Here is a 20,095-nt window from a genome sequence, read left to right on the forward strand (position 1 = left end):
CGATCAACGGACACCGGCCGCGAGCCGCGCGCAGAGAATCTCGGCAACACATCGGGGATCGAGTCCGGAACGTCCGCGCAAGTCCACGTCAGCCGCCGCCAGAAGTTCGACGGCCCTCGCGATCCCCCCGCTGCCGCGCCGCCGGCCGGCGTCAAGCGCCTTGCGGGCCGGAAACGTGGAGCCGCGTAGGCCCAGCACACGAGCCGCCTCCTTCTCGTTCGCAGCATCGGCGCCATCGAGGCGAGCCATGCGGGTGATATGCCCAGCCACGACTGCCGTGACAGCCAGCGGGTGTCGACCAGCGCCCCACATGCGCCCCAGCACGGCGAGTGCGCCGCCCACATCGCCTCGATCGATCGCGTCGGTCAGCTCCCATGGCGGGACGTCACCCTCTGCACCGAGGTACGGCAGCACTTCATCGGGCCCCAACCGGGCACCTGCGCCGTAGATGGCCTCCAGCGTTTCGATCACAGCTCCGAGGCGGCTGAGTTCCTCCCCGAGATGCTCGGCGATGCATGCTCCAGCACGGGCATCGAACTGGACCGAGGCCTCCGCGAGACGCTCAGTGAGCCAGGTCCGGCGATTGCGCGCTCCGCCGGGCACGTCGGACGCGATCCGCTGGCCACCGGCGGCCTCGACAGCTTCGACGAGCGCTCGAGGCACACGGGCTGTGTCCCACTCGAGAACGAGATCGGTCGTGGGACACGGATCATCAAGCCAGTCGATGAGCGGTGTGAGCTCGGCTGCGCCGAAGCGGCTGAGGCGGCGGCCGACAACGACCCGGTGTGTAGCGAGCATCGGCGGGGTCGATGCCGAGATGACCAGATCGGGCAGCGCGTACTCATCGTCGGAGTACTCGTCAAGCACGTCTGCCCGGTTGGCATCGTCGACCAATTCAGAGACCGCCGCACGCACTGCGGTGGCGGTGAGGATCTCGTCCGCGCCGCTGATGAGTCGCACAATTCCACCGGGCATTAGCGACGTGCTCCCCGATGGGTGGCCTGCCCGTGCATCGCCGGGTTCACGGGTCTTGCGCCCACGTACTTGACGCTACTTCGGTCGAGACGCGCAGGCGCTGCGCTGCGGGCTCGACCACGAGGCCGCCGACGGCGACGGGTTCGGTCACTGAGTTGTACGGGACACGGCCTCCAAGGCCCGCCGGTGCGAGAAGATTCGCGATCTCGTGCCGGGCGTCCAATGCCCGCACCGCTTCTCGCCCTGCCCGGCTGGCCGAGCGGGCCACCAGCACGTCGATGTCGTCGACTCCAGCCGTGGCGAGCTGGTCGAGGGCCCGCGCTGCATCTGGACGATCCACTACGACGACGGTGGGGTCGACGCGGTGCACGGACAGATGCACACCCGAGGGAAGCGGCGGCCGGTGGACGCCGGCCACGACCCAGATCCCGATCCCAGCAGCGACGATCGCAAGGCTGCGCGGCACGGCGCCGTAGGCGCGCAGCAGGTACGCAGCGGCTGCGCAGAGCCCGATGACGGCGACGGCTGCGGCAATCTCCGACGGCTCGATGTGCGGCCAGCCCAGCGCCGCTCCCCATCGGGCCACACCGGCGACCCAACCCATCATGAACCTGGTCGGGATGTGCAGAACCGATGCGACGGCGTCGCCCGCCACGCCCCCCGCCAGACCGCCGATGAGGCCCCAGACCATGGCCGGTCCTGCAATCGGGCCGGCCAAGACGTTGGCGGGGATGCTCACGAGCGGCAGCGAGCCGAACACGGCAAGCTGGACGGGCAGCACTCCCACCTGGGCGCTCAGCGTCGCTGCGAGGGCCAAGCGCAGCCACGACGGGCCCCACAAGAGCCTGGAGATGGGGCGAGCGCCGACCACGATCGCGGCCGTCGCTGCAACCGAGAGCTGAAAGCCGACCGAGCGCACCAGCAGCGGATCGACAAGCAGCAGCACGATGATCGCAAGCGCCAGCAGGCGCGGAGCGGATGCCCGCCTGCCGACGGCATGTGCTCCGACTGCCAACGTGGCAAGCACGCACGCCCGCAGCACCGAGGGCTCACCCCTGGTCAGCACAGCGAACTGAGCGAGCAGAACCCCGACGGCGCCAAGCCGGACACTTGGCCGCAGCCGGACCAGCAGCGGTGCGAACAGCAACAGAACGAACGCCACGTTCGAACCGGACACGGCCAGCAAGTGGGTGAGCGACGTCGCCCGGAAGTCGTGCACGACTTCGGGAAGCTGTCCTCGATCGTCGCCGTAGACGAAGCCGGCAAGCAGCGCTGCATCCCGTTGCGACAACGAATCACTCGACGCCTCGATCAGGCTGCGCATGGAGTTTGCGAGACGGAACGGCGCACTGCCGCCGTCTTGGCGCCAGGCCGTGTGGATCTGGGCGTTCCCCGCAAGATGCCGCGGCCACACGAAGGGCCTGTCGGCGGGCTCTGCGGGTGTCGCGGTTACGCTCAAGAGCCAGCGCTCCCCCAGCGCAGCATCTTCCAGCTTCCACGCAGCGGGGCCGCGTGCGCGGCCTTCCCACCGGAACTGCTCTTGGCCGATGACCGCGCTGAAGGGGACGACCAAGGCGCCCGAGCGCCATCGGGGATCGCCGACCAGGACCGCTTCGCCCTCGAAGTCCCCTCCCACCGCTGCGCTCAACTGGGCGATCTGCTGCCCCATGGCTGCAGCCCCCAGTACCAGCAGGCCGACCGGAACGAGCACACGGGTACGGGTTCGCAGGCCCGCGCCCACCAAGGCTGCCCCCCACCACCACGACACCGAAGGCGCCCACAGTGCGCCGGCTGCTGTCGCGACCGCTCCGGTGATCAGCCACCGATCGCCGACAGCGCTGAGGCCCCCGAAGCGCCGGGGCGCCGCTCGTGGCGGACTCGGCGACTCAGACCTTCGCATGGGGCCGGAGCTGGGAGAGCTTGGATGGCCCGATCCCGGGCACCTGTTCCAGTGCGTCGAGCGTCGCGAACGGTCCGTGCTCGGCCCGGTACGCAACAATTGCCGCCGACAGGGACGGGCCGATGCCTGGCAGCTCCTGAAGCTGTGCAGCCGTCGCCGAGTTCACATCCAACGGTCCGGAGGCATCGGGGCCGGTGGCCCGCGCGACGGGCTGCTCCCCCACGACGGGCACGTAAATCTGCTGCCCATCACGCATTCGCTCTGCAAGATTGACTGCCGCTGTATCTGCATCAGCGGTCGGTCCGCCCGCGGCGTCAATCAGGTCGCCCACTCGAAAACTGGCCGGTACCTCGTAGAGCCCGGGTTTCTCCACTGCCCCAGCAAGATGGACTCGCAGCATCGAGGGTTGGGTCGTAGCGATGGGCGGCGGAGCACCTGCGGACGCCAGCGGTAGCTCGACCGGCTCGGGCGCACCGTGCCGGACACCGGTCAGGAATCCCGCCGTGACAACTGCACCGATGGCACCGAGCAACACCACGACAGGCACAACGCCGACCCGCCGGGCGAAACTCGCGGCCTCAGCCGCTACCGAACGCCAATCGGTTGAGCGCTCAGCGCCCGGCGCCCGCATGGGCACGACCCTAGTGAGTCAGCGTGATTCCCTTTGGTGGAATTTTCACTGCTTTCAATCTCAGCATGACGATGCCCGAGAGCACCAGGCAGACGGCGCCCCAGACACCGAAGAGCCAGCGTGGGCCAAACTGGCCGTACAATGACGGGCCTGCGAAAGCAGCGACGGCAGCCATCGCGAGACCGATTGCCTCGAGCACACCGGTGCCCATCGCCGCCTGTTCGACGCCGGTTGCCTCCAGCACCAGGACCTGTGCACCCATCTCGCTGTAAGACTCCGTGATCGCTTCGGCCACTCCGATTGCGATGAAGGTCCACAAGCCCCCGACCCAGCCGTACAGCACCACCGCGGGCGCGAACAGCACGAGGGCGGGCACGGCGACCCGACCCCCGCCGAGACGTTCAGCCAGGGCGCCGGCGTGCGGGGGCAGCAGCATGAACGGGATGCCGAGAATGAGGAGCCCGATTGCGAACTCAGTCGAGGAGAGCCCGAGATCGGTCAGGTACCGATCGACCGTCGCGTCAAACATCCCCACCAGACCCCAGATGCCGACGTGCACCAAGATTGCCGCCTGCACACGGGGCCGCCGCAGCAACTTGAGCAGGTCCGAGTAGTCCACGGCGGTGGCCGCGATCGGCGAGTTCGAGATCAGGACAGCGGCGAACGGTCCGAGCAGCGCCATCACGGTGCCGGTGACCAGAAACGGCGCCTCGAAGGAGACGCCGCTGAGCGCCGCGCCGATAAACGGACCGCTGACGAAGCCGGCGACGCCGAATGACAGCAAACCGCCCACCTTGGAGCCGCTGCCGCTGATGTCGTGCCCGATGAGCGCCTTGCGGGCCACCAGACCGAAGAGGCCGAAGCTGACGCCCGCCAAGGCCCGACTGGTTACCAGGGTCCATGTCGAATCCGCGAATACGAATCCAAAGGCGCCTGCCACCGCGGAGAGCACCGAGACCCACACCACCATGCGGTGGTGACCGCGATCCACCAGCGGCGACAGCAGCAGCTGTGACGCCAACCCTGCGATGAAACCAGCCGCCGCGATGGTGCCCAGTTCGAGGTTGGTGAGGTCGTAGCGATCTTGAAGATCCGCGAGATAGGCGAAGATGACGCCCAGGGAGGCCGTGAGCAAAAACTGTGTCGCATAGACCGTCACGAACAGCATCGGCGAAGCGTATTGGGGCTGGTGCTTGGCTGGACCGTTCCCGACGGCCGCCGACACGCCCGCGCTCGCCGCTGGCGGGGCATCGCCGCACCGCCGAGGCCATGATGGAGCGCGACGGGCTTCGACCACGGGAGGGAACGATGGCGTCAGCTGCAGTCGATCCTGCTGGTGTTCCGGTTGCGGGAATCGATCCCGCGCCGGTCACGAACTGGCTGGCCGAACGAGCGACGGTCGCGCCGCCGTTGCAGTTCGAGCTCATCACCGGTGGCCATTCGAACCTGACCTACCGCGTCACCGACGCGCTGGGCCGGCGTTGGGCGCTCCGACGGCCTCCGCTGGCCCACCTACTGGCCGGCGCGCACGACATGGTGCGAGAGCACCGCCTGCTTTCGGGCCTGTCCGTGACCGATGTGCCCACCCCGCCGGTCGTCGGCCTGTGCACCGATGCCTCGGTGAATGGTGCCGACTTCTACGTGACCGACTTCGTCGAGGGCAGCGTGCTGCGTTCGCTCGCCCAAGCAGACGAACTCAGCCTCGACGCACGCAGTGTGCTGTGCGCCCGGCTGGTGGAATGTCTCGTCGCCATCCACGACACGGATCTCGACTCCACAGGCCTCGCCGACCTTGGCCGCTCGGCAGACTACGTAGCCCGGCAGCTGCATGTATGGCAGCGCCAGTTCAACGCGATGACCTCACGCGACCTGCCGATCATTGAGCGCGTCCACGACAGACTGGTGGCGTCGATACCGCCCCAGATCGACGCCGCGCTGGTCCATGGCGACTACCGCCTCGACAACTGCCTGGTGACCGCCGATGGCGATGTGGCGGCGGTTCTGGACTGGGAGATCGCCACGCTGGGAGACCCGACGGCCGATCTGGGATTCCTGCTGGGTTACTGGGTGGAGCCCGATGACGGTTTCAGCCCCCTGGGCCACAACGCCACTACTGCGGAGGGATTCTGGACCCGTCACCAGCTCGCGAATGCGTACGCAGAGGCAACCGGCCGAGATGTCGGGGCAATCGACTGGCACTTTGCCTTCGCCAGCTGGCGTCTCGCTTGCATCCTCGAAGGCGTCCACGCCCGATACGTGGGCGGTGCCATCCCAGAAATACCTGCCGAGGTCCACCAGTTCCCGCAGAGCATTGTTGCGCTGGCCGAGCGTGCCGAAGCCGTGCTCGCCGACTGCTGAGCCAACTCGAAGCCTGAGCCAATTCCAACGCGGGCCACTAATGTCCCCGCCATGAAGGTAGACGGCGGCCTCGGAGTCAGCAGCGGATTCGACGACATCATGGAGTCGAGCCGGGAACAGGAAGCGTTGGGTTACGACGGTCTGTGGGTGCCAGAGACCAGCCACGACCCGTTCACCATGCTCCCGCTCATGGCGCATGCCACCTCCACGGTTGAGCTGGGCACCAGCATCGTGGTGGGATTCGCCCGGAACCCGATGTCGCTGGCGTACAGCGCCAACGACATTCAGATGCTTTCCGAGGGCAGGTTCATCTTGGGTCTCGGCAGCCAGATCCGGCCTCACATCACGCGTCGATTCTCGATGGAGTGGTCCAAGCCAGCCGCTCGCATGCGCGAGATGATCCTGGCGATCAAGGCAATCTGGAACTGCTGGAACAACGGCGAGAAGCTGAACTTCCGCGGTGACTTCTACGAGCACACGCTGATGACGCCGTTCTTCGACCCCGGTGAGAACCCCTACGGCCCGCCACGCCTGGCGCTGGCCGGTGTCGGCCCGCTCATGACCGAGGTGGCCGGTGAGACCTGCGACATGTTCCTCTGCCACGGCTTCACCACCGAGAAATATCTGCGTGAGGAAACCATCCCGGCACTCGAACGAGGCGCCGCGCGGGCTGGCCGCGACCCCAGCGAGATCACGATCTCCGGGCCATCGTTCATCGTCACTGGCGATACCGAAGAGGACATGACCAAGGCCAAGGAGGCCACCAAGCAGCAGGTGGCGTTCTACGGATCCACGCCGGCGTACCGGCCCGTCCTCGACTGCCACGGCTGGGGCGACATGCAGACCGAGCTCAACGCGATGTCCAAGGAAGGCCGTTGGGTCGAGATGGCCAACCTCGTCGATGACGAAGTCCTCGACGCCTTCGCCGTGGTTGCCGAGCCAGAGCGCGTGGCCGCCGAACTGAAGCGTCGCTTCGACGACGTCGTGGATCGTGTGAGCTTCTACGCCCCCTACAAGGGCGACCGCTCCCGCTGGCAGACGATCTTCAACGACCTGAAGAGCTAGCGCCAGCGCGCTCGTACGGTCGCTGAAGCACTAGACACAGCAACGACCTGAAGAGCTAACGCCCTCTAGCTCGAAGCGTCGGTGACGCAGTGCGGTTGCGTTCTTGTCAGGTGCCGGTGGCGCTCAGCGGGGCGCAGTCCGACTCGCAACCCGTGTCGCTGGCCGGTGTGGCCGGCGTCGCAGGCCGGTGCAGCACCCCAGAGCTCGGTCGCAGCTCCAGTTCGAGGCCATCGGTGCCTTCGATGGTCCGGGCGACGGCGTCCACGATCATCGAGTAGCCGCCCGGCTCATACGGCGGCCACAGCACCGAGATATTCGGACGGTCGGCCACATTCGCCGCCGCAGACCGGCTGGCGCCGCAGCGCAGCACGTCGCCATCAAGGCGCATCGCCAGGTGAGCGATGTGCGGTGTGGCGTCGTCCCGCACCGTCAGCACGTACGCAGCTGCGCCGAAACGCTCCATCTGATTGCCGATGTCGGCCGGCTCCACAGGGATGCTCATGGGTCCGACGTTACGCCCGCGGCGGCTCCCCGCGCACCCTGCCGTCTCACTCGAATTCCGCCGGCGCGCTGCTATCGTCGTGGAGCCTCGGGGCTATAGCTCAGTTGGTAGAGCGCTTCCATGGCATGGAAGAGGTCAGGGGTTCAATTCCCCTTAGCTCCACCCGAGAGACTTGCCAAGAATTCCCAGAAGTTCCCAAAACTACAGGTCAGAGGATATTTCTGGCAAATTGCTTGCTTCGGCAGTTCCCATGCAATAGCGTCAGTTCCCTAGAAAAAGGGAACCAGAAAAGGGAACTCGTGCGACGCTCCAGGCGGCTCACCGCCAAGACAGTCCAACACGCAACGCCGGGCAAGCACGCGGACGGGGATGGGCTCACGCTCGTTGTCAAGACGAGCGGCACCCGGTCGTGGGTCGTGCGCTTGACCGTCGACGGCAAGCAACGCGACGTTGGCATCGGCGGCTACCCCGCAGTCAGCCTCGCCGATGCCCGACTTCGGGCCGCGGACATGCGCGCTGACGCCGCCGAGGGAGGCGATCCACTCGGCCCTCATCAAGCCGACCGTGTGCCGACGTTCGCCACCGCAGCGAAGACGGTCCACGAGATGAACCGGCCGCGCTGGCGCAACAAGCAAGCTGCCAACGAGTGGCTCTCGAGCCTCGAGCGCTATGCGTTTGCCCGCATCGGAAATGCCTCGCTGCACCGCATCGAGCGCAGCGACATCATCGCTGTCCTCTCACCGATCTGGACCACCAAGCCTGAGACGGCGCGGCGTGTGCGCCAGCGCATTCGGAAGGTGATGCAGTATGGGATGGCACACGGATGGGTGGATACCAATCCCGCCGGCGAAGCAATCGACGGTGCACTCCCATCGATGCCCAAGGTCAAGAACCACCAGCGAGCACTCCCCTACTCAGAGGTGGCCGCAGCACTGGACAAGATCACCCAATCCCAGGCGAGCGAAGCGTCGAGGTTGTGCCTGCGCTTCTTGGTTCTGACAGCCGTTCGATCCGGCGAGGCACGAGGGGCTCGCTGGTCCGAAATCGATGTCGAGAGCACCACGTGGACGATTCCCGCTGAACGCATGAAGGCCAACGGTGAGCACCGGGTGCCTCTCAGTAGTCAAGCCCTCGACGTTCTGGAAAAGGCCAAGCCACTCGACGACGGCAGTGGCCTCGTATTCCCCAGCCCACTTCGCCGAGGTGAGCCGCTGAGCTGGCAAGCACTGCTCAAGCTGTTGCGCACCTACGAACTCGACACGACGGTTCACGGCTTCCGATCCGCCTTCAAGACCTGGTGCATCGAACAAACCGCCACCCCCTGGGCCGTCGGTGAAGCCGCCTTGGCGCACGTCGTCGGCAACAGTGTCGAAGCCGCCTACGTCCGTTCAGACCTGTTGGACCAGCGTCGCCAGCTCATGCAGGACTGGGCGGAATTCGTCATACCTTGACGCGCAGTCCATCTCGTTCGGCCGACCGCAGCCAACTGCAGAAACCATCGACGCCTTCCAGACAGCGCTCGACCACCCAGATCCCATCGACATCTGTGCCCGCGCCCGTACCGCGGTCGCCGTCCCACAAGATCACGCGCACACAACCTCACACCGACCGATAACTAGCAGTTCACCGCAGCGCGCTGCCGCTAGCAATCCGCCAGCGAAACGACGCCCCCTCAACTCGGGCTGCGATGACGTCTCCATAGCGACACCGTGGCTCGCTCAGCTGACAGGGACGGACCGTGCGCTGAACCACCGAGCGCCAACGGCCGCCCGGCCGCTGGACTGTCCTTGGCGAGATCCGCTCGAGGTCCTTGTCAGCGTCAATATCCGTACAGTCGGCGGACATTCGCGCGCTCAATGGAGGTCATGATTCCCCGGACGCGATCGTGAGCACCGAAGCGGGTGCGGGCGAAGCGACTGTCGTGCTGCCGCGACGGCTCGCGCTGGACGCGCGCGTCGGCGCCAACAAGCTCCGCCAGCTTGAGGTGGCTGCAGCGCATCACGTGGTAAGGATCTCGCCGGCTCTCCATGCTGGTCGGGTCCCGGTCCTGCAGCTCGAATCGGAGGCCGCCGGTCGCATCCTGATCTGCCCGCGGCGGATCACCCCACCTACCGGGGTTGCTGGGGTTATTCTGAGCGATGGGACCGAGGCTGACCCGCTGAGCTACCTTGAGTATCAGGACTCCTGGCGGTGGCTCGCGCCAAAGCCTCCACGCCCGCAGGATGCACGGAACCTGCCGCAAGTGTGCGAGAGCGTCATAGCGAGCTGGGAAGGCGCCTTCACATTCCGCGAGGCCTCACACTCGAGCGCAGGTCTCCGAACACCTCAGCTCGGCGCGCTTCACGCGCTGGTGGGGTACTGGACAGCGCGCGACGACGTCGCCACCATCGTCATGCCAACAGGTACCGGCAAGACGGACACGATGATCGCGGCCCTCGTACGAGAGCGCCTCACGCCCCTACTCGTCGCCGTCCCTAGCCGCGCTCTTCGGACTCAGCTCGCGGACAAGTTCCTGTCCCTGGGGCTCCTCAAGGACGTCGGTTGCATCTCGTCGTCCGCTGACTATCCGGTGGTCGGCGTCATCGATCGCCGGATCGCGAATGCCGCAGAGGCTCGTGAGCTCTTGGGCAGCTGCAACGTTCTGGTCGCGACTATGCAGGCGCTGACCCAGGCGGTGCCCGAAGTCCAGGCGACCTTGGCCGAGGAAGCGAGCCACCTGTTCATCGATGAGGCTCACCACATCGGAGCGCGGACCTGGGCGGAGTTTCGACAGCTGTTCGCCGATCGGCCAGTAGTGCAGTTCACGGCGACGCCCTATCGCGGCGATGGCCGCCACGTCTCCGGGCGGTCGATTTATGAGTACCCCCTGCGCCTAGCCCAGGCAGCGGGGTACTTCCGACCCATCTCTTTTCACCCGGTGTATGAGTTCGATCCCGGTGCTGCCGACGAACGGATCGCCCAGGCTGCACTCGGGATCCTCGACGAAGACGTGGGGAGTGGCCGCGACCATCTCCTCATGGCGCGCTGCAAGAGCATCACGCGGGCGGAGCAGGTGCACGCCCTCTACCAGTCGCTCGGCCGAACTGACGCAGTGCTCGTTCACAGCCAACAGACCCAGTCAGAACAACAAGAAGCGTTCGACGCGATGAACAATCGCCGGTCCCGCATCATCATCTGCGTCGACATGTTTGGCGAGGGGTTCGACCTGCCCGAGCTCAAGGTGGCTGCGCTGCACGATCATCACCGAGGCCTCGCTATCACGCTCCAGTTCATCGGGCGCTTCACGCGTACCACGCCCGACCTCGGTGACGCGAGCGTCGTGGCCAACATCACCGATCCCCGCGTGGAGTCGGCGATCGCCGACCTCTATGCCCAAGACTCTGACTGGAACGGCTTGCTCTCCGAGATCAGCGAGGGGGCGCTCGGTCGACATGCGAGAAGGGCCGAGTTCCTCGACGGCTTCGGAGAAAGCGCTGACGAACTGCCCTTGCAGACCATCTACCCGAAGATGAGCACGGTCGTCTACGAGGTCGACGCGGCGCGGTGGCACCCGGAGCGAATCGGGGAAGCGTTTGATGAGTCGAAGCTGTTCGCCGAACCGGCGATCAACCTCCGAAGCAACGTGGCGGTCGTCATTGCGTTCGACGACGAGAATGTGCCTTGGGGAAACGTGCGTTGGCTTCGAAACACTACCTGGCACCTGTATCTCATCCACTACAACGAGGATCAGCGACTTCTCTTCATCCACAGCTCGGACAACCGTGGTGTCCATAAGGAGCTTGCGGAGGCTGTCGCTGGCGCGGGCGTCAGCCTTGTTGGCGGAGACCGTGTGTTCCGCGTGCTCGGTGGGATCCAACGCCTGGTCGTTGCCAACCTCGGGCTGAAAGCAGCGCTGAACCGTGCGGTGCGTTTCACCATGTACGCGGGACCCGACGTCCGACAGGGCATCAGCGACGCACAGCTTCAGAATCGCGTGGCATCAAACCTATTTGGATTCGGCTACGAAGCCGGCAGCCGCGCAAGTGTTGGCTGCTCCCAGAAGGGACGAATCTGGTCATACCGAGTCGCCGAGGACATCAGCGAGTGGACGCGGTGGTGCGCGGAGATCGGCGACAAGCTGGCCGACAACTAAATCAGGCTCGACGAGCTACTCGCCAACACGTTGATGCCAGAAACCGTCGACAAGCGACCGCCGCTGGTGCCGCTCCATGCCGAGTGGAGCGATCAGATCTGGATTCGCCCTGAGCACACCACTCACATCCTGCAGGGGACAGCGGAGGCAACGCTTCTCGACGTCGAACTCGAGGTCCAGCCACGAGAGGAGACCGGGCCTCTTCTCCTGCAGGTCATCGGAGCTGCCGAGTCGACCTTCGCCATCGACTTCGGCCCGGACGGCGCCTCTTACCGACACGTTGACGGCCCAACCGTGTCAATCCGACGCGGCCCTAGGTGGGTCCCGATCGACGAGTGGTTCCTGCAGGAGCCACCGATCATCCGCTTCCACACGGGCGCGTTCCTAGCCGGCGATCAACTCTTCACTCCGGCGTCCCCCTCGGCGGGATACGACCCAGACAAGATCCAGGCGTGGGACTGGACCCCGACCAACATCAGAAGGGAGTCTCAGGGCGTCGAGCGCGACGCGAGCACGATCCAGCACCGCGTGCTGCAACAACTCGATCGCGACCCGATGTGGGACGTCATCGTGGACGACGACGGCACGGGCGAGGCAGCTGACATCGTCGCGATCGCCGCCGACCTCGAGGCGGAGCGGCTGCGGATTCACCTCTATCACTGCAAGTACTCAGCAGGACCCGGTCCCGGAGCGCGGGTCGAGGACCTCTACGAGGTCTGCGGCCAGGCGCAGAAGTCCGTCCACTGGAAACAGGACCGCCACCACCTCATCGAACACCTGAAACGACGCGACGCATCACGAAGCGCACGGCACAACGTGAGCCGGTTCGAACGAGGGTCACAGGAGGTCCTCAACCGGGTGGCCCACCAACTCCCCTACCTCGTACCCGAGTTCGAGGTCTTCATCGTCCAGCCCGGCCTCTCAAAGTCAAGCGTGAGCCAGGCACAGCTCGACCTCCTCGCCACCACAGAGCTCTATCTCTCCGAGACCTACGCCGTCCCTTTGACCGTCATCGGCAGCGAATAGCAGACGACGTCCCGGGGACCCATGCACCACTTGGAGAACGCTGGAAAGTTCCGTGCTGACGCCAAGACTCATGGTTCACAACGCCCCCACCAGCAGTGCAATCGGAGCACCGGGTGGGTGATGCTCCTATGGTTCGTCAAGCGGCGGTTTGGTGGGTGTTGAGCCAGTTTCGGTAGGCGGGCAGGAGCCGGTGGTGGGGTGCTTTGCCGCGTTCGATGGCGCTGATGGTGGCGGGCCAGGTGTTGAGCTGGTCGGCGACGTGGGCGAGGCTGTGTCCGGTGGCGTGTCGTCGTGCTCGCAGGTCGGCGACGACGGGGGCGGGTTGGGGTTTGGTGAGCAGCGCGAAGACTTCTCGGGCGATGTAGCGCTTGAGGCAGCGGATGATCTCGCGTCGGCTTTTGCCCTCGGTCTGTCGGCGGGCGGCGTAGGCGCGGGTGCGTTCGCAGGTGGCGAGGCGGACCATGGCGATGCGCCACAGGGCATGGTTGGCCTGGCGGTTGCCTCCTTGGTTGAGGCGGTGCCGTGTGGTCTTGCCCGAGGACGCCTCGACGGGGCTGGCGCCGCACAGGGCGGCGAATGCTGCTTCGCTTGTGAGCCGGTCGGGGTTGTCGCCGGCTGTGGTGAGCAGGATCGACGCGACGTCGGGGCCGATGCCTTTGGCGGCTCGCAGCGCTGGGCCCGCAGCGGCGGTGAGCCGGTCGAGGTGTTCTCGCAGCTCGCCGAGATCAGCGGCGAGGGACTCGTATTGGCGGGCCAGGGTGCGCAATGCGAGCTTGGCGGCCTGGGCAGGGTCGGCGACGTCGCCGGGGCGGAACCTGGCGCAGCGCTGGGCTCTTTGGGCTGCGGTGAGCGGCTCGAGCTCGCTGCGCAGCTGCTCGGGAGCGGTCACGATCAGATCCCGGACCTGGTTGGAGATGCGGGTGAGATGATCCCGCGTCGAGCACAACGCGACCCGGATCTGGCGGATCGACTCCACCGTGCCGTCGCCGCCCTTGGGCGCAGATGTCCGCTCGTCGCTCAAAGCCGCCAGCGCAGCAGCCTCAGCGTCCACGGTGTCGGACTTGCCGCGGCGACGCCGCATCTGACGGTCCGGCCGGGTCACCTCGACCACCTCGACACCCGCGGCCCACAGGTGCCGGCACAGGCCCGCCCCATAGGAGCCGGTGCCCTCGATGCCGACCCGCACCAGCGGCCCGAATGACTCCAGCCACCCCCGCAGACCTCGATACCCGTCAAGATCCGCCGCGAACGACGCCGCTGCGAGCACCCGGCCTGCCTGGTCGGCCGCCGCAGCGACATGAACGTCTTTGTGAGTGTCGACGCCCCCATAGACGCCGACCGGACCATCAGCCATGATGAACCCCTGCCCTTCTCCCGAATCGGGTGAGCGAGGCACCACCGGCCGGGACGGCGGACAGGACAGCCACGGTGCATAGCCAAGGCTCCTATCAAGTCACGTCCGCCCGACCGGCCGGTGCGCGCCAGCGAACGGGACACCGAGCCGACAGATCACCGACAAGGCACAAAGCCCGTCACACCCCGAGTCAAACCCAGGCCCGAACGCCAGCCTGAACCTCACCGGCTATTGCGCAGGCTCCGACCCTTGAGAGGATGGGGCCATGTCAGAGCAGAGACGTCGGGGGAAGTATCCGGACGAGTTGCGTGAGCGTGCGGTGCGGATGGTCTTGGAGGCCCAGCGGGATTGCGGGTCGCAGTGGGAGGCGATCTCGTCGGTGGCCGACAAGCTGGGGCCGACGCCTGAGACGGTGCGCAAGTGGGTGCGCCGCTGTGAGGTCGACGAGGGGCGCCGGCCGGGGCTCACGAGCGATGAGCGTGAGCGGCTCAAGCGTGTGGAGCGCGAGAACCGGGAGTTGCGCCGCGCGAATGAGATCTTGAAGTCTGCGTCGGTTTTCTTCGCGGCCGAGCTCGACGGCCGGACACGATGATGGCCTTCATTGACGCCAACCGGGAACGGTTCGGGGTCGAGCCGATCTGCAGAGCCTTGCAGTTCGCCCCGTCCACGTATTGGTCCGCCAAGCGCCGCCCGCCCTCGGCGCGTTCGGTGCGCGACTCCGGGCTCAAGGCTGAGATCGCTCGGGTGCATGCGGAGAACTTCGGGGTCTATGGGGCGCCGAAAGTGTGGGCGCAGCTCAACCGCGAGGGGCATCGGGTGGCTCGCTGCACCGTGGAGCGGCTGATGCGCGACCTGGGACTGCGCGGCGCCACCAGAGGGCAGCCGAGGCGCACCACCGTCGCCGACGCCGCAGCTGAGCGTCCGGGGGACCTCGTCGAGCGCCGCTTCAGCGCTGCGGCGCCGAACCGGCTGTGGGTAGCGGACATCACCTATGTGCGCACCTGGTCGGGGTTCGTCTACGTGGCCTTCGTCACCGACGCCTTCAGCCGCCGCATCGTGGGCTGGCAGGCGTCGAGATCGCTGCGCAGCGACCTCGCGATCAACGCGCTCGAACAGGCCCTATGGGAACGCAGCCGAGCCGGCGCCGGACTCGACGGTCTGGTCCACCACTCCGACCGCGGCACCCAGGCCGGATTCAAGTGGTCGTCGCAACACCTCGATGATGGAGGTGTCAGGTGGGGACCATGCGGGAAAGGCAGCGGGAGGTTCAGCTGTATCGAGGCCAGGTGCCGTCGCCAGGGCGGCCGACGGTTGCGTGGCGGCAGGACCGGGTGAGGTTCTGGGCGGCGATCGCTCGTGGGGACAAGACCGGCGTCGCGGCGGCTGTCGCGGGGGTGTCATCGCCGGTTGGGTTCCGGTGGTTCCGCCACGCTGGCGGTGTGAACCCATGCCTTGCCCCGACGGTGTCGGGCCGATATCTGTCATTCGGCGAGCGCGAAGAGATTGCGCTGTATCGGGCCCAGGGTGTCGGCGTGCGCGAGATCGCCCGCCGGCTGGGCCGGAGCCCGTCGACGATCTCGCGGGAGCTGCGTCGGAACGCGTCGACGAGGACCTGGCGTGTCGAGTACAAAGCGACGATCGCCCAGTGGCATGCCGAGCGCCGCGCTCGGCGGCCCAAGGCGGCCAAGCTCGCCTCCAACGACCGGCTCCGCAGCTATGTCCAGGACCGCCTGTCGGGGCGGGTCAGGGCATCCGATGGCCGGGTGCTGGGCCCCGAGGGTCCGCAGTGGAACGGCAAGAACAAGCCGCATCGTGGCGACCGCGGCTGGGTGCAAGCCTGGAGCCCAGAGCAGATCTCGAACCGTCTGCGGGTCGATTTCCCCGATGATGAGTCCATGCGGATCTCCCATGAAGCGATCTACCAGGCCCTCTATGTGCAAGGCCGCGGAGCGCTGCAGCGCGAGCTGGTCGCCTGCCTGCGCAGCGGGCGCGCCTTGCGGGTGCCGCGGGCCCGGGCCCGCCAGACCGCGTGGGCTCACGTCACACCCGAGGTGATGATCAGCCAACGGCCCCCAGAAGTCGAGGACCGAGCCGTCCCCGGACACTGGGAAGGCGACCTGATCATCGGACTGAAACGCTCAGCGGTCGGCACCCTCGTCGAGCGCACTACCCGGTTCACGATGCTGATCCACCTGCCACGCGCCGAGGGCTACGGCGTCATCCCCCGCACCAAGAACGGGCCGGCCCTCGCCGGCTACGGCGCCCTCACCATGAAGGACGCGCTCGCAGCGTCGATGACCACGCTGCCCGAACAGCTGCGCCGGTCACTGACCTGGGACCGCGGCAAGGAGCTCTCAGCCCACGCCGCGTTCACCGTCGAGACCAACATCGCGGTCTACTTCGCCGACCCCAAGAGCCCCTGGCAGCGAGGAACCAACGAGAACACCAACGGACTGTTGCGCCACTACTTCCCCAAAGGCACCGACCTGTCCCGATGGACCGCACAAGAGATCAACGCCGTCGCCCACACGCTCAACACCCGGCCACGCAAGACCCTCGGCTGGCGCACACCCGCCGAAGCCCTCGACGAACACCTACGATCCCTCCAACAACCCGGTGTTGCAACGACCGGTTGAATCCGGCCAGTACCTGTCCATCCGCTACACCGAACGGCTCGCCGCCAACGACATCGCCGCGTCGGTGGGATCGGTCGGAGACTGCCTGTTAACCGGCCAATTTGTTGTGGGGCTGGTAGATGAGTGCCCGGTTGGGGCTGGGTAATGCTTGCATTGTGGTTCGCTGGGCGTTACAGATGTGGCTGTGCCGGATGGCGGGTTGTTCCTCGAGCGGACTGGGGTTGGCTGGCAGCTTGCCGGCGACAGCGCCGGCCGGTTCGGGTTGGTGAACGACTATCTGTCGTATCTGGTTGACCGGAATTACTCGCCGCGCACGATCCGCACCTACGGGTTCGGGCTGTTGGCGTTGTGCCGCTGGCTCGGCGCCGAGGACTTGGATCTGGCCGAGGTCACGACGGATGTGTTGTTGGGGTTCTTGACCGCGTGCCGCAGCGAGCGGGTGGCCGGCCGGCCCGGCGGTACGAACGTGGTCGGGCTCGACGGCCGCCGGACCGACACGTTGTCTGCGGCCACGATCAACCTGCGCTTGGCTGCGGTGTCGGGGTTGTTCTCGTTCCGGTCGATGCGCGACCCGGACGCGCCGAACCCGGTGCCTGCGGGCCGGGAGGCCAAGCGAGCGTCGGCGGGTGAGCGGGGCGGGATGCTCGCCCACGTGTCGCGTGCGCCGAGGCGGCGCTCGCCGTTGCGGGTCCGCGACGCCAGGCGGCTCCCGCGCACGCTCGACGGCCGAGAGGTCGTGGCGCTGCTGGAGAGCCTGCGAGCGTGGCGGGACCGGGCCATCGCCGGGTTGATGGTGTTCTGCGGGTTGCGCTCGTCGGAGGTGTTGGCCCTCGACGTCGCCGATGTCGACATCGGCGCCCGCTGGCTGCTGGTGTCGGGCAAGGGCGGCAAGGAGCGCCGGGTCCCGCTCGACGTCGACGTCGCCGGGGTGATCGGGACCTACCTGCTCGCCGAGCGCCCTGAGACGACCAGCGCCAGGCTGTTCGTCGTGGCCAAGGGCCCCACCCGCGGGCAGCCGCTCACCCCGGCGGGGCTGCGGCGCATCTTTCGCTATCACCGCGAGATCACCGGCATCACGGCCGCGCATCCCCACGCGTTGCGTCACACCTTCGGCACCGCTTTGGCCGAGGCCGGCGTGGACTTGGCCGTGATGGCGGCCTTGTTGGGCCACGCCCACATCGACACCACCGCCCGCTACATCCATGTTGCCCCCGCCCATGTCAAGGCCGAGTTCGATGCTGCCCGCCGCCGCCAACGCGCCAACACCTGAACCGGTGCCGGTCCCAGCACCGGGCCAGCTGCTGGCGGCGTGGCGGGACCGCCAGCGCGCCACCGGCCGGGGGAACCCGGCCTCGGACTGGGCGGCCCGGGCATTCCTGGACCGCTGGCCCGACCCGCAGGCCTGGGCCGGCCAACCCCTGCGCGCCCGGCTGGTGCTGCCGCCTTCGACGATGTCGCTGCTGATGTTCTTGATGACCCACCGGTGGCTGCGGCCGGGCTGGGACTGGCTGGTGTCACGCAAGCTGTCGAGCTTGTGGCGCGAGATCCGCAGCTCGCCGCTCGAGGCCGACATGGGTCGGTTCTGCGACACCGCGGTGGCGGTCGGGTTCACCCAGATTCAGGCGAAGCGGGCCGCGTCCCAGTCGGCCGGCCGGCTGTTGATCCAGACCGGGCGCCCACTCGAACAGTTGACCATCGGCGACATGGAGACGCTGGCCGACGCGTGCCGGGCACGCGAGGCTGCGACCGGACAACGCTGGCGGCACTACCGGGGGGCGCTCGTGTGCGCCCACACGGTGCTGTTCCACCTCGACATCGTCCCCCAACCACCCGAACCCCACCAGCAGCCGGACACCTTCGAGGCTCGGCTGGCCGACTGCGGCCCGAGCCTGCGCTCCGCCATGGCCGCCTACCTCCAACGCAAGAGCGGAACCTGTCGGCCCAAGACCGTGTCCAGTCTGGCCACCCGACTCGCCCACTTCGGCCGGTTCCTCGCCGAACACGACCCCGAGCTCGAATCGCTCGCCGGGCTGAGCCGCCAACGCCACATCGAGCCCTACCTGAACTCCGTCGCCCACGCAGTGTCATCAAAGAACGGGCGGGCCATTACCGTCGCCGACCAGGACCGCCGGATCCGCGCTGTCGGCCACATGCTCGCAGAGATCACCGAGTGGGGCTGGGACGACGCCCCCGCCCGGAAGCTGATCTTCCGGTCCGATCATCCCCGCCAGCCGCGGCCATTGCCCCGCTATCTGCCCGTGGACGCCGACCGGCGACTCACCGAAGCGCTCGAAGCCTCCGCCTATCGCCTCGCCGCCGACGCGCTGCTGCTGGCCCGAGCCGTCGGGCTGCGCATCGGCGAACTCCTCGACCTCGAGCTGGAATGCGTCCACGAGATCAGCGGCCACGGCGCCTGGCTGAAGGTCCCCCTCGGCAAGCTCGACACCGAACGCATGGTCCCCCTCGACGACGAGACCGTCGCTCTCATCGACCGGATCACCGCCACCCGCTCGGCGGGTCAGCCGCTGCGGCATCCACGCACCGCCCGAGCGACCCAGTTCCTGTTCACCCACCACGGGCGCCGGCTGTCGCAGACCGCGGTCCGCACAGAACTGGCCCGCAGCGCCGAGACCGCCGGGATCGGCCACGTCACCCCCCACCAGCTCCGCCACACCTACGCCACCGCCCTGATCAACGCCGGCGTCTCCCTCCAAGCGCTCATGGCCCTCCTCGGCCACGCCTCAGCCGAGATGAGCCTGCGCTACGCGCACCTCTTCGACGCCACCGTCCGCGCCGAATACGAACGCGCCCTCGACTTGGCCAAGAGCCGCATCGGCGCCATGCCCACACCAACGGGCCGGCCGCGCATCCCCGTCACCGCCAACGGTGGCACCTCCGACGACTGGCGCGTCGCGCCGGCCATCAAAGCGCGCCTCGCCGGCGGCCACTGCCTACGCGCCCCCGCCCAAGGAGCCTGCCCCTACGCCAACATCTGCGAGCACTGCCCCAGCTTCCGCACCGATGCCGCGTCGGCCGCCGTGCTCTCCGCGCAACGCGTCGACACCCAAGCACTCCTCGCCGACGCCCAAGCACGCGGCTGGATCGACGAAACCGACCGGCACCGACGCCTCCTCGACCGCCTCGACACGCTCATCGCCAACACCCCATGACCACCAACGTCGAAACCGTCGAAGCCGCCTGCGCCCGCCTCGCCAACCACGGCCAAGCGATCACCTTCACCGCCGTCGCCGAACACGCCCGCATCAGCCGCACCACCCTCTACCGCAACCCCCAACTCCGAGCCATCGTCGACGAACACCGCCACCACAGCCACGACCCCCACACCCTCACCGCACTCGCCGCCGAGATCGCCCACCTGCGCACCGGCCTCGAAGCACTCGCCGACCGAACCCGAAACCACGAAGAACGGCTCCGCCACCTCGAACACCGCCAACCCCGCCGCAAAGCCAACTAACCGACCGGCCAACCGAACCACGCCCCAACCCAAGCCGTGAT

At 67.3% G+C, this 20,095-nt stretch carries 18 protein-coding genes, 1 tRNA gene, 1 pseudogene and 1 other annotated feature; of the genes and pseudogenes, 13 read left to right on the forward strand and 7 right to left on the reverse strand.

Annotation, left to right across the window (positions count from 1 at the left end; translation table 11 throughout):
• Positions 1 to 3: 3 nt before the first annotated feature.
• From holA to ACOQPH_RS06835, 4 genes are read right to left on the reverse strand one after another with little or no spacing between them, the layout of a single operon-like run.
• On the reverse strand, positions 4 to 975 hold the full coding sequence (holA, locus tag ACOQPH_RS06820; RefSeq protein WP_420623958.1) for a DNA polymerase III subunit delta: 972 nt from the start codon (positions 973 to 975) through the stop codon (positions 4 to 6).
• Between the two features lie 46 nt (positions 976 to 1,021).
• Positions 1,022 to 2,875 carry a ComEC/Rec2 family competence protein gene (locus ACOQPH_RS06825; protein ID WP_420623959.1) on the reverse strand — a complete coding sequence of 618 codons (1,854 nt, stop codon included), beginning with the start codon at positions 2,873 to 2,875 and terminating at the stop codon, positions 1,022 to 1,024.
• The gene (locus ACOQPH_RS06830) at positions 2,862 to 3,506 is read right to left on the reverse strand and encodes a helix-hairpin-helix domain-containing protein (protein WP_420623960.1); all 645 of its coding nucleotides are present in this window, start codon (positions 3,504 to 3,506) and stop codon (positions 2,862 to 2,864) included. Before ACOQPH_RS06830 ends, ACOQPH_RS06825 begins: the two co-directional genes overlap by 14 nt.
• 10 nt (positions 3,507 to 3,516) lie before the next feature.
• Positions 3,517 to 4,674, reverse strand: coding sequence for an MFS transporter (locus tag ACOQPH_RS06835; RefSeq protein ID WP_420623961.1), 1,158 nt, complete (start codon positions 4,672 to 4,674; stop codon positions 3,517 to 3,519).
• A 140-nt stretch (positions 4,675 to 4,814) separates the two neighbouring features.
• On the opposite strand from ACOQPH_RS06835, the gene ACOQPH_RS06840 reads away from it, so the two are divergent.
• Together ACOQPH_RS06840 and ACOQPH_RS06845 are read left to right on the forward strand one after the other, a co-directional pair.
• Complete coding sequence (locus ACOQPH_RS06840) at positions 4,815 to 5,864, forward strand: phosphotransferase family protein (protein WP_420623962.1); 1,050 nt, start codon at positions 4,815 to 4,817, stop codon at positions 5,862 to 5,864.
• A gap of 51 nt (positions 5,865 to 5,915) precedes the next feature.
• Complete coding sequence (locus ACOQPH_RS06845; RefSeq protein WP_420623963.1) at positions 5,916 to 6,929, forward strand: LLM class F420-dependent oxidoreductase; 1,014 nt, start codon at positions 5,916 to 5,918, stop codon at positions 6,927 to 6,929.
• Between the two features lie 106 nt (positions 6,930 to 7,035).
• Here the strand turns inward: ACOQPH_RS06845 and ACOQPH_RS06850 are convergent, their stop codons facing one another.
• Positions 7,036 to 7,431 (reverse strand): hypothetical protein, encoded by a 396-nt coding sequence (locus ACOQPH_RS06850; protein WP_420623964.1) that lies wholly within the window; start codon positions 7,429 to 7,431, stop codon positions 7,036 to 7,038.
• An 89-nt stretch (positions 7,432 to 7,520) separates the two neighbouring features.
• On the opposite strand from ACOQPH_RS06850, the gene ACOQPH_RS06855 reads away from it, so the two are divergent.
• Positions 7,521 to 7,593: transfer RNA gene (locus ACOQPH_RS06855), tRNA-Ala, on the forward strand.
• 137 nt (positions 7,594 to 7,730) lie between these two features.
• Entirely contained in the window at positions 7,731 to 8,882 is a 1,152-nt protein-coding gene (locus ACOQPH_RS06860; RefSeq protein ID WP_419553371.1) for a tyrosine-type recombinase/integrase, read from the forward strand.
• Here ACOQPH_RS06860 and ACOQPH_RS06865 read toward each other — a convergent pair.
• Positions 8,872 to 9,018, reverse strand: coding sequence for a hypothetical protein (locus ACOQPH_RS06865; RefSeq protein ID WP_420623965.1), 147 nt, complete (start codon positions 9,016 to 9,018; stop codon positions 8,872 to 8,874). The genes ACOQPH_RS06860 and ACOQPH_RS06865 overlap by 11 nt on opposite strands.
• A gap of 298 nt (positions 9,019 to 9,316) precedes the next feature.
• Here ACOQPH_RS06865 and ACOQPH_RS06870 point away from each other — a divergent pair, with 298 nt between their 5' ends.
• Positions 9,317 to 11,563, forward strand: a complete 2,247-nt coding sequence (locus tag ACOQPH_RS06870) for a DEAD/DEAH box helicase (RefSeq protein WP_419923343.1) — start codon at positions 9,317 to 9,319, stop codon at positions 11,561 to 11,563.
• Positions 11,564 to 11,596: 33 nt separating this feature from the next.
• A complete protein-coding gene (locus ACOQPH_RS06875; protein WP_419553373.1) occupies positions 11,597 to 12,589 on the forward strand; it encodes a hypothetical protein in 993 nt (330 codons plus the stop codon).
• A 316-nt stretch (positions 12,590 to 12,905) separates the two neighbouring features.
• Here the strand turns inward: ACOQPH_RS06875 and ACOQPH_RS06880 are convergent.
• Positions 12,906 to 13,943, reverse strand: a pseudogene (locus ACOQPH_RS06880) (IS110 family transposase); the annotation flags it as partial.
• A gap of 265 nt (positions 13,944 to 14,208) precedes the next feature.
• On the opposite strand from ACOQPH_RS06880, the gene ACOQPH_RS06885 reads away from it, so the two are divergent.
• From ACOQPH_RS06885 to ACOQPH_RS06915, 7 genes are all read left to right on the forward strand, one after another.
• Positions 14,209 to 14,535 carry a transposase gene (locus tag ACOQPH_RS06885; RefSeq protein ID WP_419553375.1) on the forward strand — a complete coding sequence of 109 codons (327 nt, stop codon included), beginning with the start codon at positions 14,209 to 14,211 and terminating at the stop codon, positions 14,533 to 14,535.
• Positions 14,496 to 14,606: a sequence feature (AL1L pseudoknot), on the forward strand. It overlaps the preceding gene by 40 nt.
• Complete coding sequence (locus ACOQPH_RS06890; RefSeq protein ID WP_419553376.1) at positions 14,532 to 15,278, forward strand: IS3 family transposase; 747 nt, start codon at positions 14,532 to 14,534, stop codon at positions 15,276 to 15,278. (Overlaps the previous feature by 75 nt.) The genes ACOQPH_RS06885 and ACOQPH_RS06890 overlap by 4 nt, the downstream gene beginning before the upstream one ends.
• Positions 15,188 to 16,579 (forward strand): IS30 family transposase, encoded by a 1,392-nt coding sequence (locus ACOQPH_RS06895; RefSeq protein WP_419551995.1) that lies wholly within the window; start codon positions 15,188 to 15,190, stop codon positions 16,577 to 16,579. The genes ACOQPH_RS06890 and ACOQPH_RS06895 overlap by 91 nt, the downstream gene beginning before the upstream one ends.
• A complete protein-coding gene (locus ACOQPH_RS06900) occupies positions 16,563 to 16,724 on the forward strand; it encodes a hypothetical protein (protein WP_420623966.1) in 162 nt (53 codons plus the stop codon). The genes ACOQPH_RS06895 and ACOQPH_RS06900 overlap by 17 nt, the downstream gene beginning before the upstream one ends.
• A 33-nt stretch (positions 16,725 to 16,757) precedes the next feature.
• Entirely contained in the window at positions 16,758 to 17,849 is a 1,092-nt protein-coding gene (locus tag ACOQPH_RS06905) for a tyrosine-type recombinase/integrase (protein WP_420621897.1), read from the forward strand.
• A complete protein-coding gene (locus tag ACOQPH_RS06910; protein WP_420621898.1) occupies positions 17,797 to 19,749 on the forward strand; it encodes a tyrosine-type recombinase/integrase in 1,953 nt (650 codons plus the stop codon). The genes ACOQPH_RS06905 and ACOQPH_RS06910 overlap by 53 nt, the downstream gene beginning before the upstream one ends.
• Complete coding sequence (locus ACOQPH_RS06915; RefSeq protein ID WP_420621899.1) at positions 19,746 to 20,054, forward strand: DUF6262 family protein; 309 nt, start codon at positions 19,746 to 19,748, stop codon at positions 20,052 to 20,054. Before ACOQPH_RS06910 ends, ACOQPH_RS06915 begins: the two co-directional genes overlap by 4 nt.
• The last annotated feature ends 41 nt before the right edge of the window (positions 20,055 to 20,095 follow it).

The sequence above is a fragment of the Candidatus Poriferisodalis sp. genome (assembly GCF_965221945.1).
In the GTDB taxonomy this organism is placed as follows: Bacteria; Actinomycetota; Acidimicrobiia; order Acidimicrobiales; family Poriferisodalaceae; genus Poriferisodalis.

Coding starts and splice junctions, on each gene's coding strand:
- holA (WP_420623958.1), bottom strand. CDS start 975: ATGCCCGGTGGAATTGTGCGACTCATCAGCGGCGCGGACGAGATCCTC.
- ACOQPH_RS06825 (WP_420623959.1), bottom strand. CDS start 2,875: ATGCGAAGGTCTGAGTCGCCGAGTCCGCCACGAGCGGCGCCCCGGCGC.
- ACOQPH_RS06830 (WP_420623960.1), bottom strand. CDS start 3,506: ATGCGGGCGCCGGGCGCTGAGCGCTCAACCGATTGGCGTTCGGTAGCG.
- ACOQPH_RS06835 (WP_420623961.1), bottom strand. CDS start 4,674: ATGCTGTTCGTGACGGTCTATGCGACACAGTTTTTGCTCACGGCCTCC.
- ACOQPH_RS06840 (WP_420623962.1), top strand. CDS start 4,815: ATGGCGTCAGCTGCAGTCGATCCTGCTGGTGTTCCGGTTGCGGGAATC.
- ACOQPH_RS06845 (WP_420623963.1), top strand. CDS start 5,916: ATGAAGGTAGACGGCGGCCTCGGAGTCAGCAGCGGATTCGACGACATC.
- ACOQPH_RS06850 (WP_420623964.1), bottom strand. CDS start 7,431: ATGAGCATCCCTGTGGAGCCGGCCGACATCGGCAATCAGATGGAGCGT.
- ACOQPH_RS06875 (WP_419553373.1), top strand. CDS start 11,597: ATGCCAGAAACCGTCGACAAGCGACCGCCGCTGGTGCCGCTCCATGCC.
- ACOQPH_RS06885 (WP_419553375.1), top strand. CDS start 14,209: ATGTCAGAGCAGAGACGTCGGGGGAAGTATCCGGACGAGTTGCGTGAG.
- ACOQPH_RS06890 (WP_419553376.1), top strand. CDS start 14,532: ATGATGGCCTTCATTGACGCCAACCGGGAACGGTTCGGGGTCGAGCCG.
- ACOQPH_RS06895 (WP_419551995.1), top strand. CDS start 15,188: ATGCGGGAAAGGCAGCGGGAGGTTCAGCTGTATCGAGGCCAGGTGCCG.
- ACOQPH_RS06910 (WP_420621898.1), top strand. CDS start 17,797: ATGTCAAGGCCGAGTTCGATGCTGCCCGCCGCCGCCAACGCGCCAACA.
- ACOQPH_RS06915 (WP_420621899.1), top strand. CDS start 19,746: ATGACCACCAACGTCGAAACCGTCGAAGCCGCCTGCGCCCGCCTCGCC.